This is a genomic window from Streptosporangium sp. NPDC002524, from assembly GCF_040295985.1.
In the GTDB taxonomy this organism is placed as follows: Bacteria; Actinomycetota; Actinomycetes; order Streptosporangiales; family Streptosporangiaceae; genus Streptosporangium.
The window spans coordinates 135067-150349 of record NZ_JBEOWK010000011.1 but is presented as its reverse complement, the minus strand read 5'-3'; the positions used below and the strand labels follow the sequence as shown (position 1 = coordinate 150349).

At 72.0% G+C, this 15283-nt stretch carries 14 protein-coding genes; 7 read left to right on the top strand and 7 right to left on the bottom strand.

Annotated features, from left to right (window positions below; genetic code table 11):
- Positions 1-309: 309 nt before the first annotated feature.
- Entirely contained in the window at positions 310-1164 is an 855-nt protein-coding gene (locus tag ABT053_RS20595; protein ID WP_350970703.1) for a Gfo/Idh/MocA family protein, read from the bottom strand.
- Positions 1165-1310: 146 nt separating this feature from the next.
- Here ABT053_RS20595 and ABT053_RS20590 point away from each other — a divergent pair, with 146 nt between their 5' ends.
- Positions 1311-1892, top strand: a complete 582-nt coding sequence (locus ABT053_RS20590; RefSeq protein WP_350970702.1) for a histidine phosphatase family protein — start codon at positions 1311-1313, stop codon at positions 1890-1892.
- Between the two features lie 348 nt (positions 1893-2240).
- On the opposite strand, the gene ABT053_RS20585 is transcribed toward ABT053_RS20590, so the two are convergent.
- The 3 genes from ABT053_RS20585 to ABT053_RS20575 form a co-directional block, all read right to left on the bottom strand.
- Positions 2241-2444 carry a hypothetical protein gene (locus ABT053_RS20585; RefSeq protein WP_350970701.1) on the bottom strand — a complete coding sequence of 68 codons (204 nt, stop codon included), beginning with the start codon at positions 2442-2444 and terminating at the stop codon, positions 2241-2243.
- A gap of 177 nt (positions 2445-2621) precedes the next feature.
- A complete protein-coding gene (locus tag ABT053_RS20580) occupies positions 2622-2858 on the bottom strand; it encodes a DUF397 domain-containing protein (protein WP_329092568.1) in 237 nt (78 codons plus the stop codon).
- A complete protein-coding gene (locus ABT053_RS20575; protein ID WP_502991810.1) occupies positions 2859-3725 on the bottom strand; it encodes a Sco1979 family transcriptional regulator in 867 nt (288 codons plus the stop codon).
- 310 nt (positions 3726-4035) lie between these two features.
- Between ABT053_RS20575 and ABT053_RS20570 the strand changes: the two genes are divergently transcribed.
- Positions 4036-4467 carry an ATP-binding protein gene (locus tag ABT053_RS20570; protein ID WP_350970700.1) on the top strand — a complete coding sequence of 144 codons (432 nt, stop codon included), beginning with the start codon at positions 4036-4038 and terminating at the stop codon, positions 4465-4467.
- Positions 4468-4837: 370 nt separating this feature from the next.
- Complete coding sequence (locus ABT053_RS20565) at positions 4838-7234, top strand: helicase-associated domain-containing protein (RefSeq protein WP_350970699.1); 2397 nt, start codon at positions 4838-4840, stop codon at positions 7232-7234.
- Positions 7235-7318: 84 nt separating this feature from the next.
- Here ABT053_RS20565 and ABT053_RS20560 read toward each other — a convergent pair whose 3' ends face one another.
- Positions 7319-8338, bottom strand: a complete 1020-nt coding sequence (locus ABT053_RS20560) for an ABC transporter substrate-binding protein (RefSeq protein ID WP_350970698.1) — start codon at positions 8336-8338, stop codon at positions 7319-7321.
- A 117-nt stretch (positions 8339-8455) separates the two neighbouring features.
- Here ABT053_RS20560 and ABT053_RS20555 point away from each other — a divergent pair, with 117 nt between their 5' ends.
- The 3 genes from ABT053_RS20555 to ABT053_RS20545 all read left to right on the top strand — a co-directional run bounded on the left by ABT053_RS20555 (position 8456) and on the right by ABT053_RS20545 (position 11746).
- The gene (locus tag ABT053_RS20555) at positions 8456-9601 is read left to right on the top strand and encodes a FecCD family ABC transporter permease (RefSeq protein WP_350970697.1); all 1146 of its coding nucleotides are present in this window, start codon (positions 8456-8458) and stop codon (positions 9599-9601) included.
- 259 nt (positions 9602-9860) lie between these two features.
- Positions 9861-10955 (top strand): FecCD family ABC transporter permease, encoded by a 1095-nt coding sequence (locus tag ABT053_RS20550; protein ID WP_350970696.1) that lies wholly within the window; start codon positions 9861-9863, stop codon positions 10953-10955.
- Positions 10952-11746 (top strand): ABC transporter ATP-binding protein, encoded by a 795-nt coding sequence (locus ABT053_RS20545; RefSeq protein WP_350970695.1) that lies wholly within the window; start codon positions 10952-10954, stop codon positions 11744-11746. The genes ABT053_RS20550 and ABT053_RS20545 overlap by 4 nt, the downstream gene beginning before the upstream one ends.
- A gap of 65 nt (positions 11747-11811) precedes the next feature.
- On the opposite strand, the gene ABT053_RS20540 is transcribed toward ABT053_RS20545, so the two are convergent.
- A complete protein-coding gene (locus tag ABT053_RS20540; RefSeq protein ID WP_350970694.1) occupies positions 11812-13455 on the bottom strand; it encodes a DUF885 domain-containing protein in 1644 nt (547 codons plus the stop codon).
- 172 nt (positions 13456-13627) lie between these two features.
- Between ABT053_RS20540 and ABT053_RS20535 the strand changes: the two genes are divergently transcribed.
- Positions 13628-13948 carry a GroES family chaperonin gene (locus tag ABT053_RS20535; protein WP_344748144.1) on the top strand — a complete coding sequence of 107 codons (321 nt, stop codon included), beginning with the start codon at positions 13628-13630 and terminating at the stop codon, positions 13946-13948.
- Positions 13949-14110: 162 nt separating this feature from the next.
- On the opposite strand, the gene ABT053_RS20530 is transcribed toward ABT053_RS20535, so the two are convergent.
- Positions 14111-15088 (bottom strand): hypothetical protein, encoded by a 978-nt coding sequence (locus ABT053_RS20530; RefSeq protein ID WP_350970693.1) that lies wholly within the window; start codon positions 15086-15088, stop codon positions 14111-14113.
- Between the last annotated feature and the right edge of the window lie 195 nt (positions 15089-15283).

The window sequence follows — 15283 nt, the reverse complement described above, 5'->3', positions numbered from 1 at the left end:
CGGGCCCCGGTGCCGGGCCCCGGTGCCGGGCCCCGGCCCGCGTCCTCCGGCGAGCGAACCGTCCCGGCCGGGGCTCGCTCCGGCCGGAAACCGGAGCGCTTCCGGCCAAAGCCCCTTCTGACCAGCCAAAGCCCCCTCCGGCCAGAGCGCCCCTGGCCCGAGCCGCCTCCGATCAGAGCCGCCCCCGCGACGAGCCGTAGCCGACACGAGCCCTACCCGACACGAACCGCGCCCTGGGCGCACCGCTCACCCGGCCGGGGACGCGTCCTTGACGTGCCCCCGCCGGTGACCTTACGGCGGAGCCGCTCCTCAGCCGAGCTGTTCCTCGGCGGCGGCGATGATCTCCTGCAGGCGCAGGCCGTGCGCGGCGTCCAGGGGGTGGCCGCCACCGCGCCGTACGGTCGACGCGAACTCGGCGAGCATGAGGGAGAAGACGTCGGAGCCCAGCCGGGTGCCGTCCAGGGACTCCCGTCCGAGACGCCCGTAGATCTCGACGTCGGAGGGCGGGTTCTCCCCCGGCACGCTCATGCACAGCGACGCCTCGCTGACCGCGCCGGTCTCGTGTTCGAGCAGGAGGCCTACCCAGCCCAGCGGGTTGCCGTGCGCCCGGACGCCGACGACCCTGCCGAGCGCCACGTCCAGCATGTCGATCATGTGCGGGCCGACGTCGAGGATCGCGCCGCGCTCCAGCCGCCAGGAGGTGGCGAAGGCTCCGCCGAGCATCGCCCCGGAGATGTTGGCCGCCCTCCCGCCGAACGGCTCGATGGCCGATACCCTGGCCAGGAAGGCGCGGGTGGCGGGTGAGTAACGCCAGGTGAGGACCATCTGTGAGGCCACGCCCGCCTCGGCGACCGCGTCGGCCAGCCGCCGGGCCCCGTCGAGGTCGGCGGCGAGCGGTTTCTCCAGCAGCAGCGCCTTGCCCGCCTTGGCCGCGCGTACCCCCAGCTCGGCCTGGACCGCGGGCGGCACCGAGAACGCGACCGCCTCGCAGTTGTCGAAGAGCTCCTCGATCCGTTCGAAGACCGGGGCGCCAAACCTGGCCGCCGCCTCGGGACGGCGGGCCCACACGCCCGCCAGACGTGTGTTCGGACCAGCCGCCAGCATCGGCGCGTGCACCATCTCGGCCCACGGTCCGGCGCCAACCAGACCCACAGATAACGTCACCGATCCAGTTTCGCACGCTCTCCCACCGTGATCGCGTGCCCCGGACGGTGTTCCGTGCCCCGCCGCCGACGCGCCACCGGTACGCCATCGGTACGCCACCGCCGGGCCACCGCCGGGTCATCCGTACCGGCATGATGGAGACCACGATGAACCAGATGACTCTGCTGCGGCACGGCGAGACCGAATGGAGCCGGGACGGCCGGCACACCGGGCTCACCGACCTGCCGCTGACCGCCAAGGGCGAGGGCCAGGCGCGGGCGCTGGCCCCGTTGATCGCGGGCCGGACGTTCGACCTGGCCCTGGTGAGCCCGGCCAGGCGCGCGAGGGACACCGCCAGGCTGGCCGGGATCGAGAACCCCGAGACCGAGCACGACCTGTGGGAATGGGACTACGGCGGCTACGAGGGCGTCACCACCGCCACGATCCGCGAGACCCGTCCCGGCTGGTATCTGTGGCGCGACGGTGTCGTCCCCGGCGACTCCGGCCATCCCGGCGAGAGCGCGGAGCAGGTCGGCGCCCGCGCCGACCGGGTGATCGCCCGCGCCAGGGAGGCGGAGGGCGACGTGGTCGTGGTCGCGCACGGGCACTACCTGCGGGTGCTGTGCGCCCGCTGGCTCGGGCTGCCCCCTCAGGACGGGCGTCTCTTCCGCCTGGACACCGGGACCTACTCCCGGCTCGGCTTCGAGCACGGCGAGCCGGTGGTCCTCGCCTGGAACGCCCCCGTCTGACCGCCGGTCCCCATGAGGGCGGGAACGGAAGGAGCCCGCGGCCGAGGCCGGGGGAAGCCCTGGGCTCGGGGAGGCGCCCATGGCCCGGAAGCGGCCCGGAAGTGACCGGGAAGCAGCCTGGAATTGGGCGGGAAGTGGGAGGCGCTCCGGAAGGCGTCGTGAGGAGAACCCCTCGCCCCGGGAGGGAGGAACTCCCGGCCCTCGCGCCCCGGCCGGGCGCGATCACGCCCTACGGCGTCGCGTCACACGGCGTCACGTCGTACGGCGAGTACGGCGGCACACCGGACGACTTCGCGTCGTTCGGCGTCGTGCCGCACGGCGTCGTGCCGTACGGCGGGGAGGTCTCGTTCAGGCCGCGAGTTCGACGGGCTGGGGGCCCCGGCCGGTCAGCCATTCGAGGACCTTGCGATGACCGTGGCAGGCGTCCTCGAAGTGACCCCAGCGCCAGTAACGTGGCTGGTCGCGCACTCCGGTGACCCATGTGCGGTAGGACACCGGAGTGGGCGTACCCTCCCCGGTCGCCGCCGAGGCGACGCCGTAAGTGCGGATCACGACGCGCCCGCCTGGTGCGAACAACACGTCGTCGGCAACCGGATACAAGGTCATCTGGTCGAGCACGGTTTGAGCCCCCAATCACTGTGATCTCAAACTCTTCCGTGCCGATCCACTCCCCCGGTTACGTCACAGGCGCGCCACGGTTAACCTGGCGGCCCTGATGTAAAAACGGTGTTACACCGTTAAACCGTCGAACTCCCCATCCTTCACCCCGAGTACCAGGGCACGGATCTCATCCCGCGTGTAAATCAGGGCAGGTCCCTCGGGGAAACGCGAGTTACGGACCGCGATGCTGCCGTCGGACAGCTCGGCCAGTTCGACGCAGTTACCCGTCGAGTTGCTGTGGCGGCTCTTGCGCCAGCTGGCCCCGGCAAGGTCAGTGGCGGGCATGCCGTTGTAGGTCTGCTTCATTTACGTCTCTCTGAGAAGGTCGCCGAGGATCTCGGCGGTGCCCCCGGGCGTGGTGCTTTCCACGCACAACTGCTCCATGGCCGTGAGATATGGATCGATATCTTCACGTTTATCCAGGTAGAGGGCACCCCAGAGCTGCTCGACATAGACGACGTCCGACAGGTCGGACTCGGGAAACCGCAAGATGCTGAACGCACCACCCTCGGCCGCGTGCATGCCGAATCGGAAGGGCATCACCTGAAGGGTGATGTTGGGAAGCGAGGACACTTCCAGCAGGTGCTGGAGCTGTTCCCGCATGATCTCCTTGCCTCCGATGGGACGCCTCAGGGCCGCCTCGTCGATAACCGCCCACAACCGGGGGCCGTCCTTCTTCGTCAGGCGATCCTGCCGCTGCATGCGCATATGCACACGACGCTCGATCTCCGCCTCCGGCACGTCCGGGTAGCCCAACCGGATCACGGTGTGCGCGTAGGCGGACGTCTGCAGCAGGCCGGGAATGAACTGCACCTCGTAGGTGCGGATCATGTTCGTCGCCTCCTCCAGCCCCACGTAGGTGGTGAACCAGTGCGGCAACAGGTCGCCGTACTTGTGCCACCAGCCGGGGGTGTTCGCCTCGCGGACCATCTCCAGCAGGCCGCGCCGTTCTGCGTCGTCGAGCACGCCGTACAGGGTGAGCAGGTCTTCCACGTCACGCGTCTTGAAACCGACGCGGCCGAGTTCCATGCGGCTGATCTTGGACTCGGAGGCGCGGATGTGAAATCCCGCGACCTCACGGGCGAGCCCCTTCTCCTCACGCAGCCGGCGAAGGCTCGCTCCGAGCATGATTCGCCGAACAGTGGAACCGGTACCGGGCGGATCCATGGACACGTGGTGCTCCTCGCTCGCTTTCCTGATCGACAGTCTGTCACTTCGTGACCTAAGAATCCTTGGCCACGACCAAGATCCCCTTTCGTCCGTAATCACCCAATCATGGGTAACGGTAGCGGTTGCACAGGCCTTATGCACGTGCATTCGCTCTTGCACCTGCACGGGAGTTTGCAGCATGATGACGGCTGTGCAGTCCGCCCAAACCGCGCCCCCCCGAGCGTCAACGTCATGGACGGCGCTCGACTGGTGGCCCCCCGCCGGCTGGTGGCCCGATTCCGCGCGCGATCTCCTTCCCGGATCCCCGGCAGCCATGGCCGGCGCCACCTTCGTGCTCCCGCCCCACGCGGAGTCCGTCCACTCCGCCCGCAGCTTCGCGACGGGCACCCTCACCGGCTGGAACCTCGGTGAGCTGAGCGAGAACATGGAGCTGGTGGTCTCGGAGCTCGCGACCAACGCCTTCAGGCACGGCCTGAGACTGGCCGAGTCGCGGGCCAGGGAGCCGATCCGGCTCTCCCTGCTCCGGCGCGGCGGGCTGGTCGCCTGCACGCTCAACGACCCGGGAGCCGGGTTCCCCGCGCTCCGCGACCCCTCTCCCCTCGACATCGGCGGTCTCGGGCTGCACATCGTCGAGTCGCTGAGCCTCCGCTGGGGCTGGGCGCCGCTGGCCCCGTACGGCAAGATCGTGTGGGCCGTCCTCAGGACGGGCCTCCCCGAGGACCCGGACCCCCTCGACCACCCGTAGTCCCCCTTACGGACCGCGGGCCCCGGGCCCTGCTCCCCTCCCGGGCGCTCCCCGGTCCGCCCGTACCCCTGGATCCCGAGGTTTCCAGGGCCCCGCGACCTTCTCCGCTTTCCCAGGACCTCTACTTTCCCAGGACCTCTACCGAACCCTCCCGGACGGCGCCGCCCCTTCCCCTTGTCGAGGCGCCGATCGGTCCCGGGGCCGCCATCCCTCCCGCCTCGCGGCCCCGGGACCGATCAGAACCGGACGGAGAGCTCTATAACGCATCGCATTCTGCGCGGTAGATGCCGTCAGAGATGCCCTCTGCATTACCGTGGATGTTTATGGCTCACGGAGAGTCCCCGCGCGAGATTCCTGAGAGAGCTGCGAGATGGACGATCACCTGCTCGGCTGGTTGAAAACCCTCGACGAAGAACGGCTCGCCCGAGTTCTGGCCAACCGGCTGGACGCCATCGCCCCACCGTGGCCGCGCCGCCTGGACACCCTGGCGCAGCGGCTGGGCAACGGGTTCGCGGTGATGGAGGTCATGCGCGGGTTGCCGCTGCCCTCCCTGGAGGTGGCGCAGGCCGCGCTCGCCCTCGGCGAGCAGGCCGGGCCGGAGACGGTCGCCCGGTTCATGGGCGTGCCCGAGGCCGAGGTGTCGCCCTGGCTCGACCTGCTGTTCGACCACGCGCTGGCGTGGCCGGACGGCGACGGCCGTATCCGGGTGGCCGAGGGGGTCGCCCGGTGGTGGGCGGCGCCCTGCGGGCTCGGTGAGCCGCTCCCCCACTACCTGAACTCCTGGACGGTCAGCGCCGACGCGCTGCGCGGGCTGGCCAGGACCCTCGGCATCCCGCACGGTCCCAAGCGGCGCACGGTCACCCGGGTCACCGAGATCCTCTCCGACCCGGCGCGGGTGACCGCGCTGCTGGAGAGGGCCCCGGAGGGCGCGAGGCGGCTGCTGGACGAGTTCGCCTGGGACGGCCCGGTCCGCGACGTCGACGGCGGCAGGTTCGTGGTGCCCGGCGCCCCCGAGAAGTGGGCGGCCGACCACGGGCTGCTCTTCCGTCCCAGCTGGAACGTGGCCGAGATGCCCCGCGAGGTGGCGCTCGCGCTGCGCGGCCCCGACTACCACCCGCCCTTCACCCCCGTCCCGCCCGACCTCGCCACCCTCCCCGTCGACCCCGAGGCCGTCGACCACCTGATGACGCTGGCCGCCCCGCACGTGGTGGAGCGCTGCGCCGCCATGCTGGAGAACACCGCGAAGTTCCCCCTGCCGCTGCTCAAGGCGGGCGGGGTCGGGGTGCGCGAGGTACGGCGGGTGGCCAGGGACACCGGCTGCGACGAGGACGAGACCCGGCTGCTGCTGGAGGTCTGCGCGGTGGCCCGGCTGCTCGCCTGGGACGAGCCGGCCGGCGGGCTGGTGCCCACCGAGAAGTTCGACCGCTGGCGGCTGGACGACGCCGCCGCCAGGCTGAGGGTGCTGCTGTCGGCGTGGTGGCGGATGGAGCGCTCGTCGCTGCGGAAGGTCGACGGCAAGTACGGCACGGTGCTCGGCGACGACCCGGCCGGGGCCATGGTCGCCCGCGCCCGGCGGGCGCTGCTCGGCGTGCTGGCCCGGCTGCCCGCCAGCACCGCGTGCACCGACCGGGCGGGGCTGGTCAGGTCGGCGCACTGGCACGCCCCGCTGCTGGACCAGTCGCTGCTGGCCGAGTGCGCCCCCGCCGTGCTGGAGGAGGCCCGCATGCTCGGGCTCGTCGCCCTCGACACGATCACCGACCTCGGCCGGGCGATGGCCGGGCTGGACGCCTTCCCCGGTGACGAGATCGACGACTCGTCGCCCATCGTGGAGAACGACCCCGTGCTGGTCGAGTGCTCCACCAGGGCGCTGGCCAGCGTGCGGCGCAGCGCGCTCTTCGGTGCCGACCTCACCGCCGTGGTGACCGGCCCGCCCGCCGGCGAGCTCGCCGAGCTGCTCGACCGGGCCGCCGAACGCGAGTCGCGGGGCGCGGCCTCGGTGTGGCGGTTCACCCCGGCCAGCGTGCGCCGGGCCATGGACTCCGGCTACACCGCCGAGGGCCTGCTGGCGGACCTCGCCGAGGTGGGCGCGGTGCCGCAGCCCCTCGACTACCTGATACACGACGTGGCCAGGCGGCACGGCGAGGTCACGGTGACCACGGTCGCCTGCATCGTGCAGGCCTCCGACCCGGCGCTGCTCGCCGAGATCGCCGGGCACCGGCGGCTGGGCAGGCTGGGCCTGCGGCTGCTCGCCCCAACCGTGCTGGCCAGCTCGGTGCCCGCCGACAAGACCCTCACGGCGCTGCGGGAGAACGGCTACGCGCCGGTGCCGATCGAGGACACCGGCGAGATCACCATCCGCAGGGCCCGCGTCGAGGAGCCGCAGAACGGGCGGCTCATCCTGCTTCCCGGGGGCCGGGTGGCCGAGTTCGAGCAGCCTCCGTACCCGCTGGTGGAGCCGCCCCCGGACCCGCGCGAGCACGCGCAGCGCCTGCTCGTCGCCGAGGGGGAGGCCTCCCAGTCCGTCGGCAGGACGTGGGCGGTCATCGGCCGGATGGCCTCCCGCCTGCCGACCGCCCAGCAGTCGCTGCTCGGCTTCGTCGTCGACCGCGGCGTACGGGCGGCGATCACGCTGGCCGACGGCCTGACCGCCACCATCAGCCACGGCGAGCTGCGCAGCGGCGTGCTCGACGCGTGGTGCGAGGAGGCGGGCGACTATCTGGAGTTCCCGCTGGCCGACATCGTCGAGGTCCGCGGCACCTACGCCTGACCCGGGCCGCCGTTCTCCGTCGTTCTCCGCCGTCGACCCGGCCCGCGTGTGTCGTACGCCGCCCGGGGCGCGGTGGCGGTCCGGCTAGAGCTTCCCGGCCTTGGCGAGGTCGGTGTTGAGCCGCTCCAGCACGTCGGCGTAGCCCTGGTAGCTGTAGCGCTCCTCGGCGTGCCACTCGTAGACCTGCCCCGCCTTGACCGCGGGCAGCGCGGCGAAGGTCGGCTTCTTCTTCATCTCCTCGAGCCGCATCGACTGGGTACGGGCGTCCACCAGGATCACGTCCGCGTCGTAGGTGTCGGCGTTCTCCCAGCTCAGGGTCTGCCAGAAGCCGCCGTCGTCGACCTTCTCCGGCACGACCAGGTCCAGGCCGAGCTCCTTGAAGTAGCGCAGGTCCGCGTGCTCGCCGGGGTTGGCCACCCAGATGGCCTCCGGCCCGCTCCCCAGGACCAGGACCTTCAGGCCCTTGGCCTCGGGGGTGGGGAGCGCGGCGGAGGCGGCCTCGAACCTGGCCTTGGCCGCGGTCACCTCGGGGGCGCCGAGGTCCGCGCCGAGGGCCTCGGCGACCTGCCCGTACCTCTCGATGAGCCGGGGCACCGACACGCCGAGCAGGCTGACGCCGAGGGTGGGCGCGACCTGCTCGATGGTGGCGGCGGACTTCTGCGGCACGTACCAGAGGGCGTCCTTGGTGTACATGCCGCTGACCAGCAGGTCCGGCTGGAGCGAGATGTACTTCTCGACGTTGAACTCGTCCCACACGTTGCCGATGGACTCGACCTTGGTGATGTCGACGTCCCCGACCTGGGGGTCCCTCGTGCCGTCCTTGAGCCTGTGCGGCCCGAAGACGGCGACGGGGCGGATCCCGAAGTCCCAGAGCGCCGCGGCGGCGCCGACCTGGGCGACGACCCGGGCCGGGCGCTTCGGCGTGTCGATCTTCTTTCCCCGGTCGTCGGTGAACGTCCACGGACCCGCCGCCGGGGAGGACGCGGCCGGGGAACCGCCCGTCGCGGCGGGCGTCTCCGTGCCCCCGCCGCACGCGGCCAGGGCGAACACGAGGCCGAGGCCCGCGGCCATGAATCCCCGCCGGGGCAGGACAGGTAGGGACATTTCCGACTCCAATGGATAGGCTTACCTAAATGACTCATGCGTTAGATTAGCCTTACCTAACCATTACCGACGAATGAGGGGTGTCCGGTGAGCAGGGCCGCTGTGAGCAGGGCTGCCGTGAGCAGGGCCGCTGTGACCACGGCCGCGTCCGCGTCGTCCGCGCCGTCCGCGCCGTCCGCGCCGTCCGCGTCATCTGTGCCGTCCGCGCCGGGAACGGCCGCGGAACCGGGCGCGACGCGTCCGGAGCGGGCGGGAGGGACGGGACGGCGTCCGGTGGCGCTGGCGGCCGGGCTGCTCGCCGGGCTGGCGGTGCTGGTGCTGCTGGCGATGGTCAGCGTCGCGGTGGGCTCCCGCTCGGTCCCGCTGTCCACGGTGCTGGACGCGCTGCTCGCGCCCGACGGGTCCGCGGACCACACGGTCATCAGGGACCTGCGCGTACCGAGGACCCTGATCGGCATCGGCGTGGGCGCGGCGCTCGGGCTGGCCGGCGCGCTGATGCAGAGCCTCACCCGCAACCCGCTCGCCGACCCCGGGCTGCTGGGCGTCAACCAGGGCGCCGCGTTCGGGGTGACGGCCGCCATCGGGCTGCTCGGGGTGAGCGACCCCTCCCTCTACGTCTGGTTCGCGTTCGCCGGAGCGGCCGGCGCCGCCGCGCTCGCCTACGCGCTGGGGTCCGCCGGTCGGTCGGGCGGCGGCCCGGTACGGCTCACGCTCGCCGGGGTCGCCCTGGGCATGGTCTTCAACGCCGCCGCCTCGGCGATCCTGCGGACCGACACCGCGACCTTCGACCGGATGCGGTTCTGGCTCACCGGCTCGCTGGCCGGGATCGGCGGCGACGTCGCGGTGCGGCTCGCCCCGTTCCTCGCGGCCGGGCTGGTGCTCGGGCTGCTGCTCGCCAAGCCGCTCAACGCCCTCGCGCTCGGCGACGAGGCGGGACGCGCGCTCGGCGTGAGCGTGGCCCGCACGCGCGGGCTGACCGCGATCGCCGTCACCCTGCTGTGCGGGGCCGCCACCGCCGCGGCCGGGCCCCTGTGGTTCGTGGGGCTGGCCGTGCCGCACGCGGTGCGGGCCCTCACGGGACCCGACCAGCGCTGGGTCCTGCCCTACACCGTCGTGCTCGCCCCCGTGGTGCTGCTCGGCTCGGACGTCCTCGGCCGGGTGGTCGCCGCCCCCGCCGAGGTGCAGGTGGGCATCATGTGCGCCGCCGTCGGCGCCCCGGTGTTCGTCCTGCTCGCCCGCCGCCGGAGGCTCGCCGCCCTATGAAACCCTCCCCGTCCGCGGACACCCGCCTCAGAGACTCACGGCGCGATCCCTTCACGGCGGACACCCGCCTCGGAACCTCACCGCGCGGACCTCTTGCGGAACCCGTCGGCAACCGTCTCAAAGCCTCACCGCGCGACTCCTTCACGGCGGACACCCGCTCCGGAGACTCACCACGCGTCCCCCTCAGGAAATACGACCCTTTCGGGAAACTCGTCCCACCACCGGCAACCGTCTCGAAGGCTCACCGCGCGGACCTCTCATGAAACTCATCCCACCACCGGCGACCGCCCCGGAGACTCACCGCGCGGGCCCCTCGGGGCGTACGCCCGCCTCGAAGGCCCTTCCCTCCGCGCTGCGCCTGCGCTCCTGGTCGCTGCGGCTCGCGCCGCGCGGCCTCGCCGCCGGGATCGCCGTCACCGCCCTGGGCGTGGCCGTCAGCCTGGTCGCGCTGTCCGTCGGCGAGTTCACCGTTCCCATCCCCGACATCGTGGCCGCGCTGTTCGGCCAGGGGCCTCCGGCCGCCGAGCTCATCGTGGGCCGCCTGCGGGCACCGCGCGTCGTGACCGGCCTGCTGGTCGGCGCCGCGTTCGGGCTGAGCGGGGCCGTCTTCCAGAGCCTCACCCGCAACCCGCTCGGCAGCCCGGACTTCATCGGCTTCACCGCCGGGGCCTCCACCGGGGGCATCGCCGCCGTCGTGCTGGGCGGCACCGCCTGGCAGATCGCGGGAGCCTCGCTCGCCGGGTGTGTCCTCACCGCGGTGGTGGTGTACGCCCTGGCCTTCCGGCGCGGGGTGCAGGGCTACCGGCTCATCCTGGTCGGCATCGGGATCGGCGCGCTACTGGTCTCCGCCGACTGGTACATGCTGACCCGCGCCAACATCAACGACGCCGCCACCGCCGGGGCCTGGATCACCGGCAGCCTCGGCGGGCGCGGCTGGGAGCACGCGATCCCGGTCGCGTACGCGCTCGCCGTGCTCCTGCCCGTCTGCGCCTGGCTGTCGCGCCCGCTGCGGATGATGGAGATGGGCGACGACGCGGCCAGGGCGGCGGGCATCCGCGTCGAGGCGGTGCGCGCGACGGCCATCGCCGTCGGCGTGCTGCTGTGCGGGGTCGCCACCGCCGCCGCCGGACCCGTGATCTTCGTGGCGATGGCCGCCCCCCAGCTCGCCCGCCGGATCACCCGCTCCCCCGGCGTCACCCTGGTCACCTCGGCGCTGACGGGCGCCACACTGCTGGTGGGCGCCGACCTGGCCGCCCAGCGTGTCTTCGCCCCGGTGCAGCTGCCGGTGGGAATCATGACCGCCGCGATCGGCGGTATATACCTGGTGTTTCTACTCCGGAGGGAACGACGTTGAGACTGTACGGCACCGGACTGACGCTCTCGTACGACAAGCGCGTGGTGGCCAGTGACCTGGACGTCACGATCCCCGACGGATCCTTCACCGTGATCATCGGCCCCAACGCGTGCGGCAAGTCCACCATGCTGCGCGCCCTGGCCCGCATGCTCAAACCCCGCGCCGGGGCGGTCCACCTGGACGGGTCCGTGATCACCTCGCTGCCGTCCAAGGAGGTGGCGCGCAGGCTGGGCCTGCTGCCGCAGAGCTCGATCGTGCCCGACGGCATCACGGTCGCCGACCTGGTGGGCCGGGGCCGCTACCCGCACCAGCGGCTGATGCGGCAGTGGTCCCGCGAGGACGAGGTCGCGGTGACGGCGGCCATGGAGTCGACCCACGTGACCGACCTGGCGGACCGCTGCGTGGACGAGCTCTCCGGAGGCCAGCGCCAGCGTGTCTGGCTGGCCATGGCCCTGGCCCAGGAGACCCCGATCCTGCTGCTCGACGAGCCGACGACCTTCCTGGACATCGCCCACCAGATCGAGGTGCTCGACCTCTGCGCCGACCTGCACGAGCAGGGCAGGACCATGGTCGCCGTGCTGCACGACCTGAACCAGGCCTGCCGCTACGCCACCCACCTCATCGTGATGCGCGACGGCCGGATCGTCGCCGAGGGCGACCCCGCCTCGATCGTCACGGCCGCGCTGGTGGAGGAGGTCTTCGAGCTGCGCTGCGAGATCATCGAGGACCCGCAGAGCGGCACCCCGCTGATCGTCCCCGAGACCCGTCGCCGCGCCCCCGCCCGCACGTAGCCGCCGCTCGTATGTGAGCGAGGACCATGTGCACAGCCCCGCTCGTACGGGAGCGTGACCGCGGGTCAGCCCTCCAGCGCGACCCGGCGGGCCAGCCCGAGAGGGAGGCCGCCGGAGCCTGCCAGCGTGTCGTGGAAGGCGCGCAGGTCGCCGCGGCCCGCGGCCAGGTAGTCGTCGCGGATGCGGTCGATCTCCAGGGCGCCGGTCAGGTAGGAGGGCGCCTGGGTCGGCCACGCGCAGTAGCGGTCGACCTCGCCCTTCGCCGTGCCGGGGGTGAGCGACGACTTCGTGGTCATGTACTCCTCGGCCTGCTCGATCGTCATGTCGCCGCAGTGCAGTGAGGTGTCGACGACGATGCGGGCCGCCCGGAAGAGCCGGAAGTCGAGGTGGGCGAGCTCCTGGGCCGGGGTGGTGAAGTAGCCCTGCTCGTGCATGAGCTTCTCGACGTACAGGCCCCAGCCCTCGGCGAAGTACGGGGTGCGGAACAGCTTGCGGGCCCGCCGGGGGTTGTCCGCCATCCACGACAGGTGCCAGTGGTGGCCCGGGTAGGCCTCGTGGACGGCGATGGAGGGCATCTGCGCCCTGGCGTTGGTGCGTAACCGCTGGCGGACCTGCTCCTCGGTGAACGAGGACGGGGTGAACGGGACGAAGAAGTGCCCGATCCTGGAGGTCGACAGGGGCGGGGGCGACATGTAGGAGGCGACGGCGACGATGGGCCGCTGGAACTCCGGCGACGGGACGACCCTGCACTCCTCGCCCGCCGCGAAGGTCACCAGGCCGCGCTCGCGGACGAACCTCCTGGCCCGCTCCGCCTCGGCCTCGTACTCGGCCCGCATGTCCTCCAGCGTCGGCGCGTGGTCGTCCTGGAGCTCGGTGACGGCCGCGTGCCAGTCGCCGGAGCCGCCGTCCAGCCTGGCGGCGACCTCGCGCATCCGCGCGTCCAGCTCGTCGTAGGCGGCCTGCCCGCGCTTGAGCAGCTCCCCGGCGCCGTAGCCGAGCATCTCCCGCTCGCGCAGCAGGGTGGAGTAGAGCTCCTCCCCCATCCGCCAGGTGCCGGTCGCCCGGAAGCCCTCCAGGAATCCCACCAGCTCGTCGAAGGCCGCCGCAGCGGGCTCGGCCGCCGCGACCAGCCGGGCGCGCAGGGCCTCGTCAGCGACCTGGCCGGGGACCGTCTCGGTGAGGAACCGCCGGGCGGTCCGCGACTGGCCCAGCCCCCGCGCGACCAGCAGCGGGGCAGCCAGGGCGGGATCGAGGTTGGCCCGGCAGGCGGCGAGGACGTCCGGCACCTCGGCCAGCCGCGCGACGGCCGCGTCCACCAGCTCGGCCTCGCCGGACAGCCGCTGCAGGAACGGCCCGAACATCGAGGAGAAGATCGGCCCCACGTAGGCGGCCGGGTCACGCCGCCAGACGGGCCACGCCTCGTACGCGACCTCGCCGCGCAGCGTGGACATGACCAGCTCCCGGTCGATCTCGTCCTCGAAGCTCTCGGGCTCCCCTGTGCCCCCGGGGCTTTCGGGGCTCGCGGGTGCCCGGACCTCCTGGAGCCGTTCCAGCCAGCGGCGCGCCTCCCGCTGCCTGGCGAGGATGCCGGACTCGGTGAAGTCGCCGAGAGTCCTGTCGTACCCCTGTGCGCCCGCGAGGTTGGCGTAAGCGGGATTCGCCGCCAGATACCAGTCAAGGAAGCCGCTCACGAGCTCAGGAGACGTCATAACGCCGGATCCTACTCGGCGGGCGAATCTCCATCACCGATGTCGTCCTCCCCCGGCCTCCCGGTGCCCCGAGCCCGCCCGGACGCGCCCCGGACGGTCCCGGGCGGCCTCGGGCGGACCCGGGTCCGCCGACGAGCGGGCCCGGCTCCGCGGTTCCCATAAACTTCATGCTGTGGGTGACCCGAAGTTCGAGATCCAGATGCTCCACGACCGTGTCATGGTCAAGATCGAGCAGGAGTCCGAGGAACGCCGCAGCACGGCGGGCATCGTCATCCCGGCGACGGTGAAGATGGCCAACCGCCTCGTCTGGGGTGAGGTCTGCGGCGCGGGCCAGAACGCCCGCGCGGTCAAGGTCGGCGACAAGGTGCTGTTCAATCCCGAGGACCAGTACGAGGTCGAGGTCCACGGCCAGCTCTATCTGGTCATGCGCGAGCGCGACCTGCACGCCATCGCCACCCCGCAGACCGACAACGGCACCGGCCTGTATCTGTGAGCTCCGCGAGGCCCGGCGGGTCCGTGATGAGGCCCGCGAGGCCGGTAGTAGCTCCGCAAAGCCCGTGACGAGACCCGCGAGACCCGTGGTCGGGTCCGGCGGGTCCGTGGTGAGCTCCGCGAGGTCCGTGGTGAGTTCCGCGAGGTCGGTGGAACGCGCGGGTCACTTCCGGGTGTAGCCGAGATAGAGCTTGCTGGACCAGTCGGCGGCGGAGAAGGCGGCCAGCACCCGGGTGGTCTTGCCCTTGAGGGTCGACAGGACCACCTGATAGTGGCCGGAGGAGGGGATGACGGCGATGAAGTGCTTCTCGTCCCACCAGCCCCACAGCGCCTTCGGCTTGATGCCGGGCACCTTGGCCGCGAGCTTGCCCGAGGTGCGGTCCCAGACGCAGACGTGCTCGGTGTAGCTGGACGGGCACCAGGTCATCAGTCCCCGCCCCGAGGGGGTGAAGGCGTCCTCGCCGCCCGCGGGCCTGCCGGTCTTGGCCAGGGTGCGGCGGATCGCGCCGTCCTGCCCGTAGAAGCGGGTGCCGCCCGCGTGCTCGGCCACGATGTCGGCGCCGTCGGAGCTCCAGCGAAACCTCGCGGCCTTGTCGACATTGGCCACGGTCACCGTCTTCGCGGTCTTCGCGACCGCGTCGACGACCACGAACCCGGAGGTCACCCACGCGGATCCGCTCTTCCTCTCGACGGTCAGCACCGCCTTGCCGCCGTTGCGGCTCCAGTGGGCGTAGTGCGCGACGAGCGGCTTCTTCACCGTACGGATCCTGGTGCCCTTGGAGGTCGCCAGGTCGAGCAGGACGACCGAGTCGTAGCCTCCCTGGTAGGAGGTGGGCACCGCGAGGGCCTTCTTCCCCTTCGGCGCGACCGTGATCTCCTGGTAGGCGGCCTGCCGGGTGAACCCGGCCCCCCTGCGCAGGTAGGTCATCTTGCCGGAGGAGTAGGAAGTCACCCTGAGCGCGTCCGCGGAATCCTCCCGGACGGTGACCCGGGTCCCGGGCAGCACGATGTCGACGGGCGCGGCGGCGGACGCGGCGACCGCGGGCTCGGCGGCGGACGCGGCGGCCGGAATCGGCACGATCACCGAGGCCAGGACGGCGAGGCAACCGAACAACCGGTAAATCCCAGGAGTCACGGACACGGCGGAATCTTAAGCCGGAAAGCCCTCAAGATCCTGATCTAGAACGAATCGGTTAGAAGAGGTGTGAGAGAGGCCGACCGGGGTGAGGGGACACCGGAAGGCGAGCGGGACGGAAGACCGGTGACACCGGGACACGACGCGGGACACAAAGGTCAAACCTTCCTTTCACGGACACGGGGACACGGGGCACGGGAG

What these genes read in the sequence shown, in the direction of transcription:
- ABT053_RS20560 (WP_350970698.1), bottom strand. Translation starts at nt 8,338, where the DNA reads ATGTCCCTACCTGTCCTGCCCCGGCGGGGATTCATGGCCGCGGGCCTC.
- ABT053_RS20550 (WP_350970696.1), top strand. Translation starts at nt 9,861, where the DNA reads ATGAAACTCATCCCACCACCGGCGACCGCCCCGGAGACTCACCGCGCG.
- ABT053_RS20590 (WP_350970702.1), top strand. Translation starts at nt 1,311, where the DNA reads ATGAACCAGATGACTCTGCTGCGGCACGGCGAGACCGAATGGAGCCGG.
- ABT053_RS20580 (WP_329092568.1), bottom strand. Translation starts at nt 2,858, where the DNA reads ATGAAGCAGACCTACAACGGCATGCCCGCCACTGACCTTGCCGGGGCC.
- ABT053_RS20540 (WP_350970694.1), bottom strand. Translation starts at nt 13,455, where the DNA reads ATGACGTCTCCTGAGCTCGTGAGCGGCTTCCTTGACTGGTATCTGGCG.
- ABT053_RS20565 (WP_350970699.1), top strand. Translation starts at nt 4,838, where the DNA reads ATGGACGATCACCTGCTCGGCTGGTTGAAAACCCTCGACGAAGAACGG.
- ABT053_RS20570 (WP_350970700.1), top strand. Translation starts at nt 4,036, where the DNA reads ATGGCCGGCGCCACCTTCGTGCTCCCGCCCCACGCGGAGTCCGTCCAC.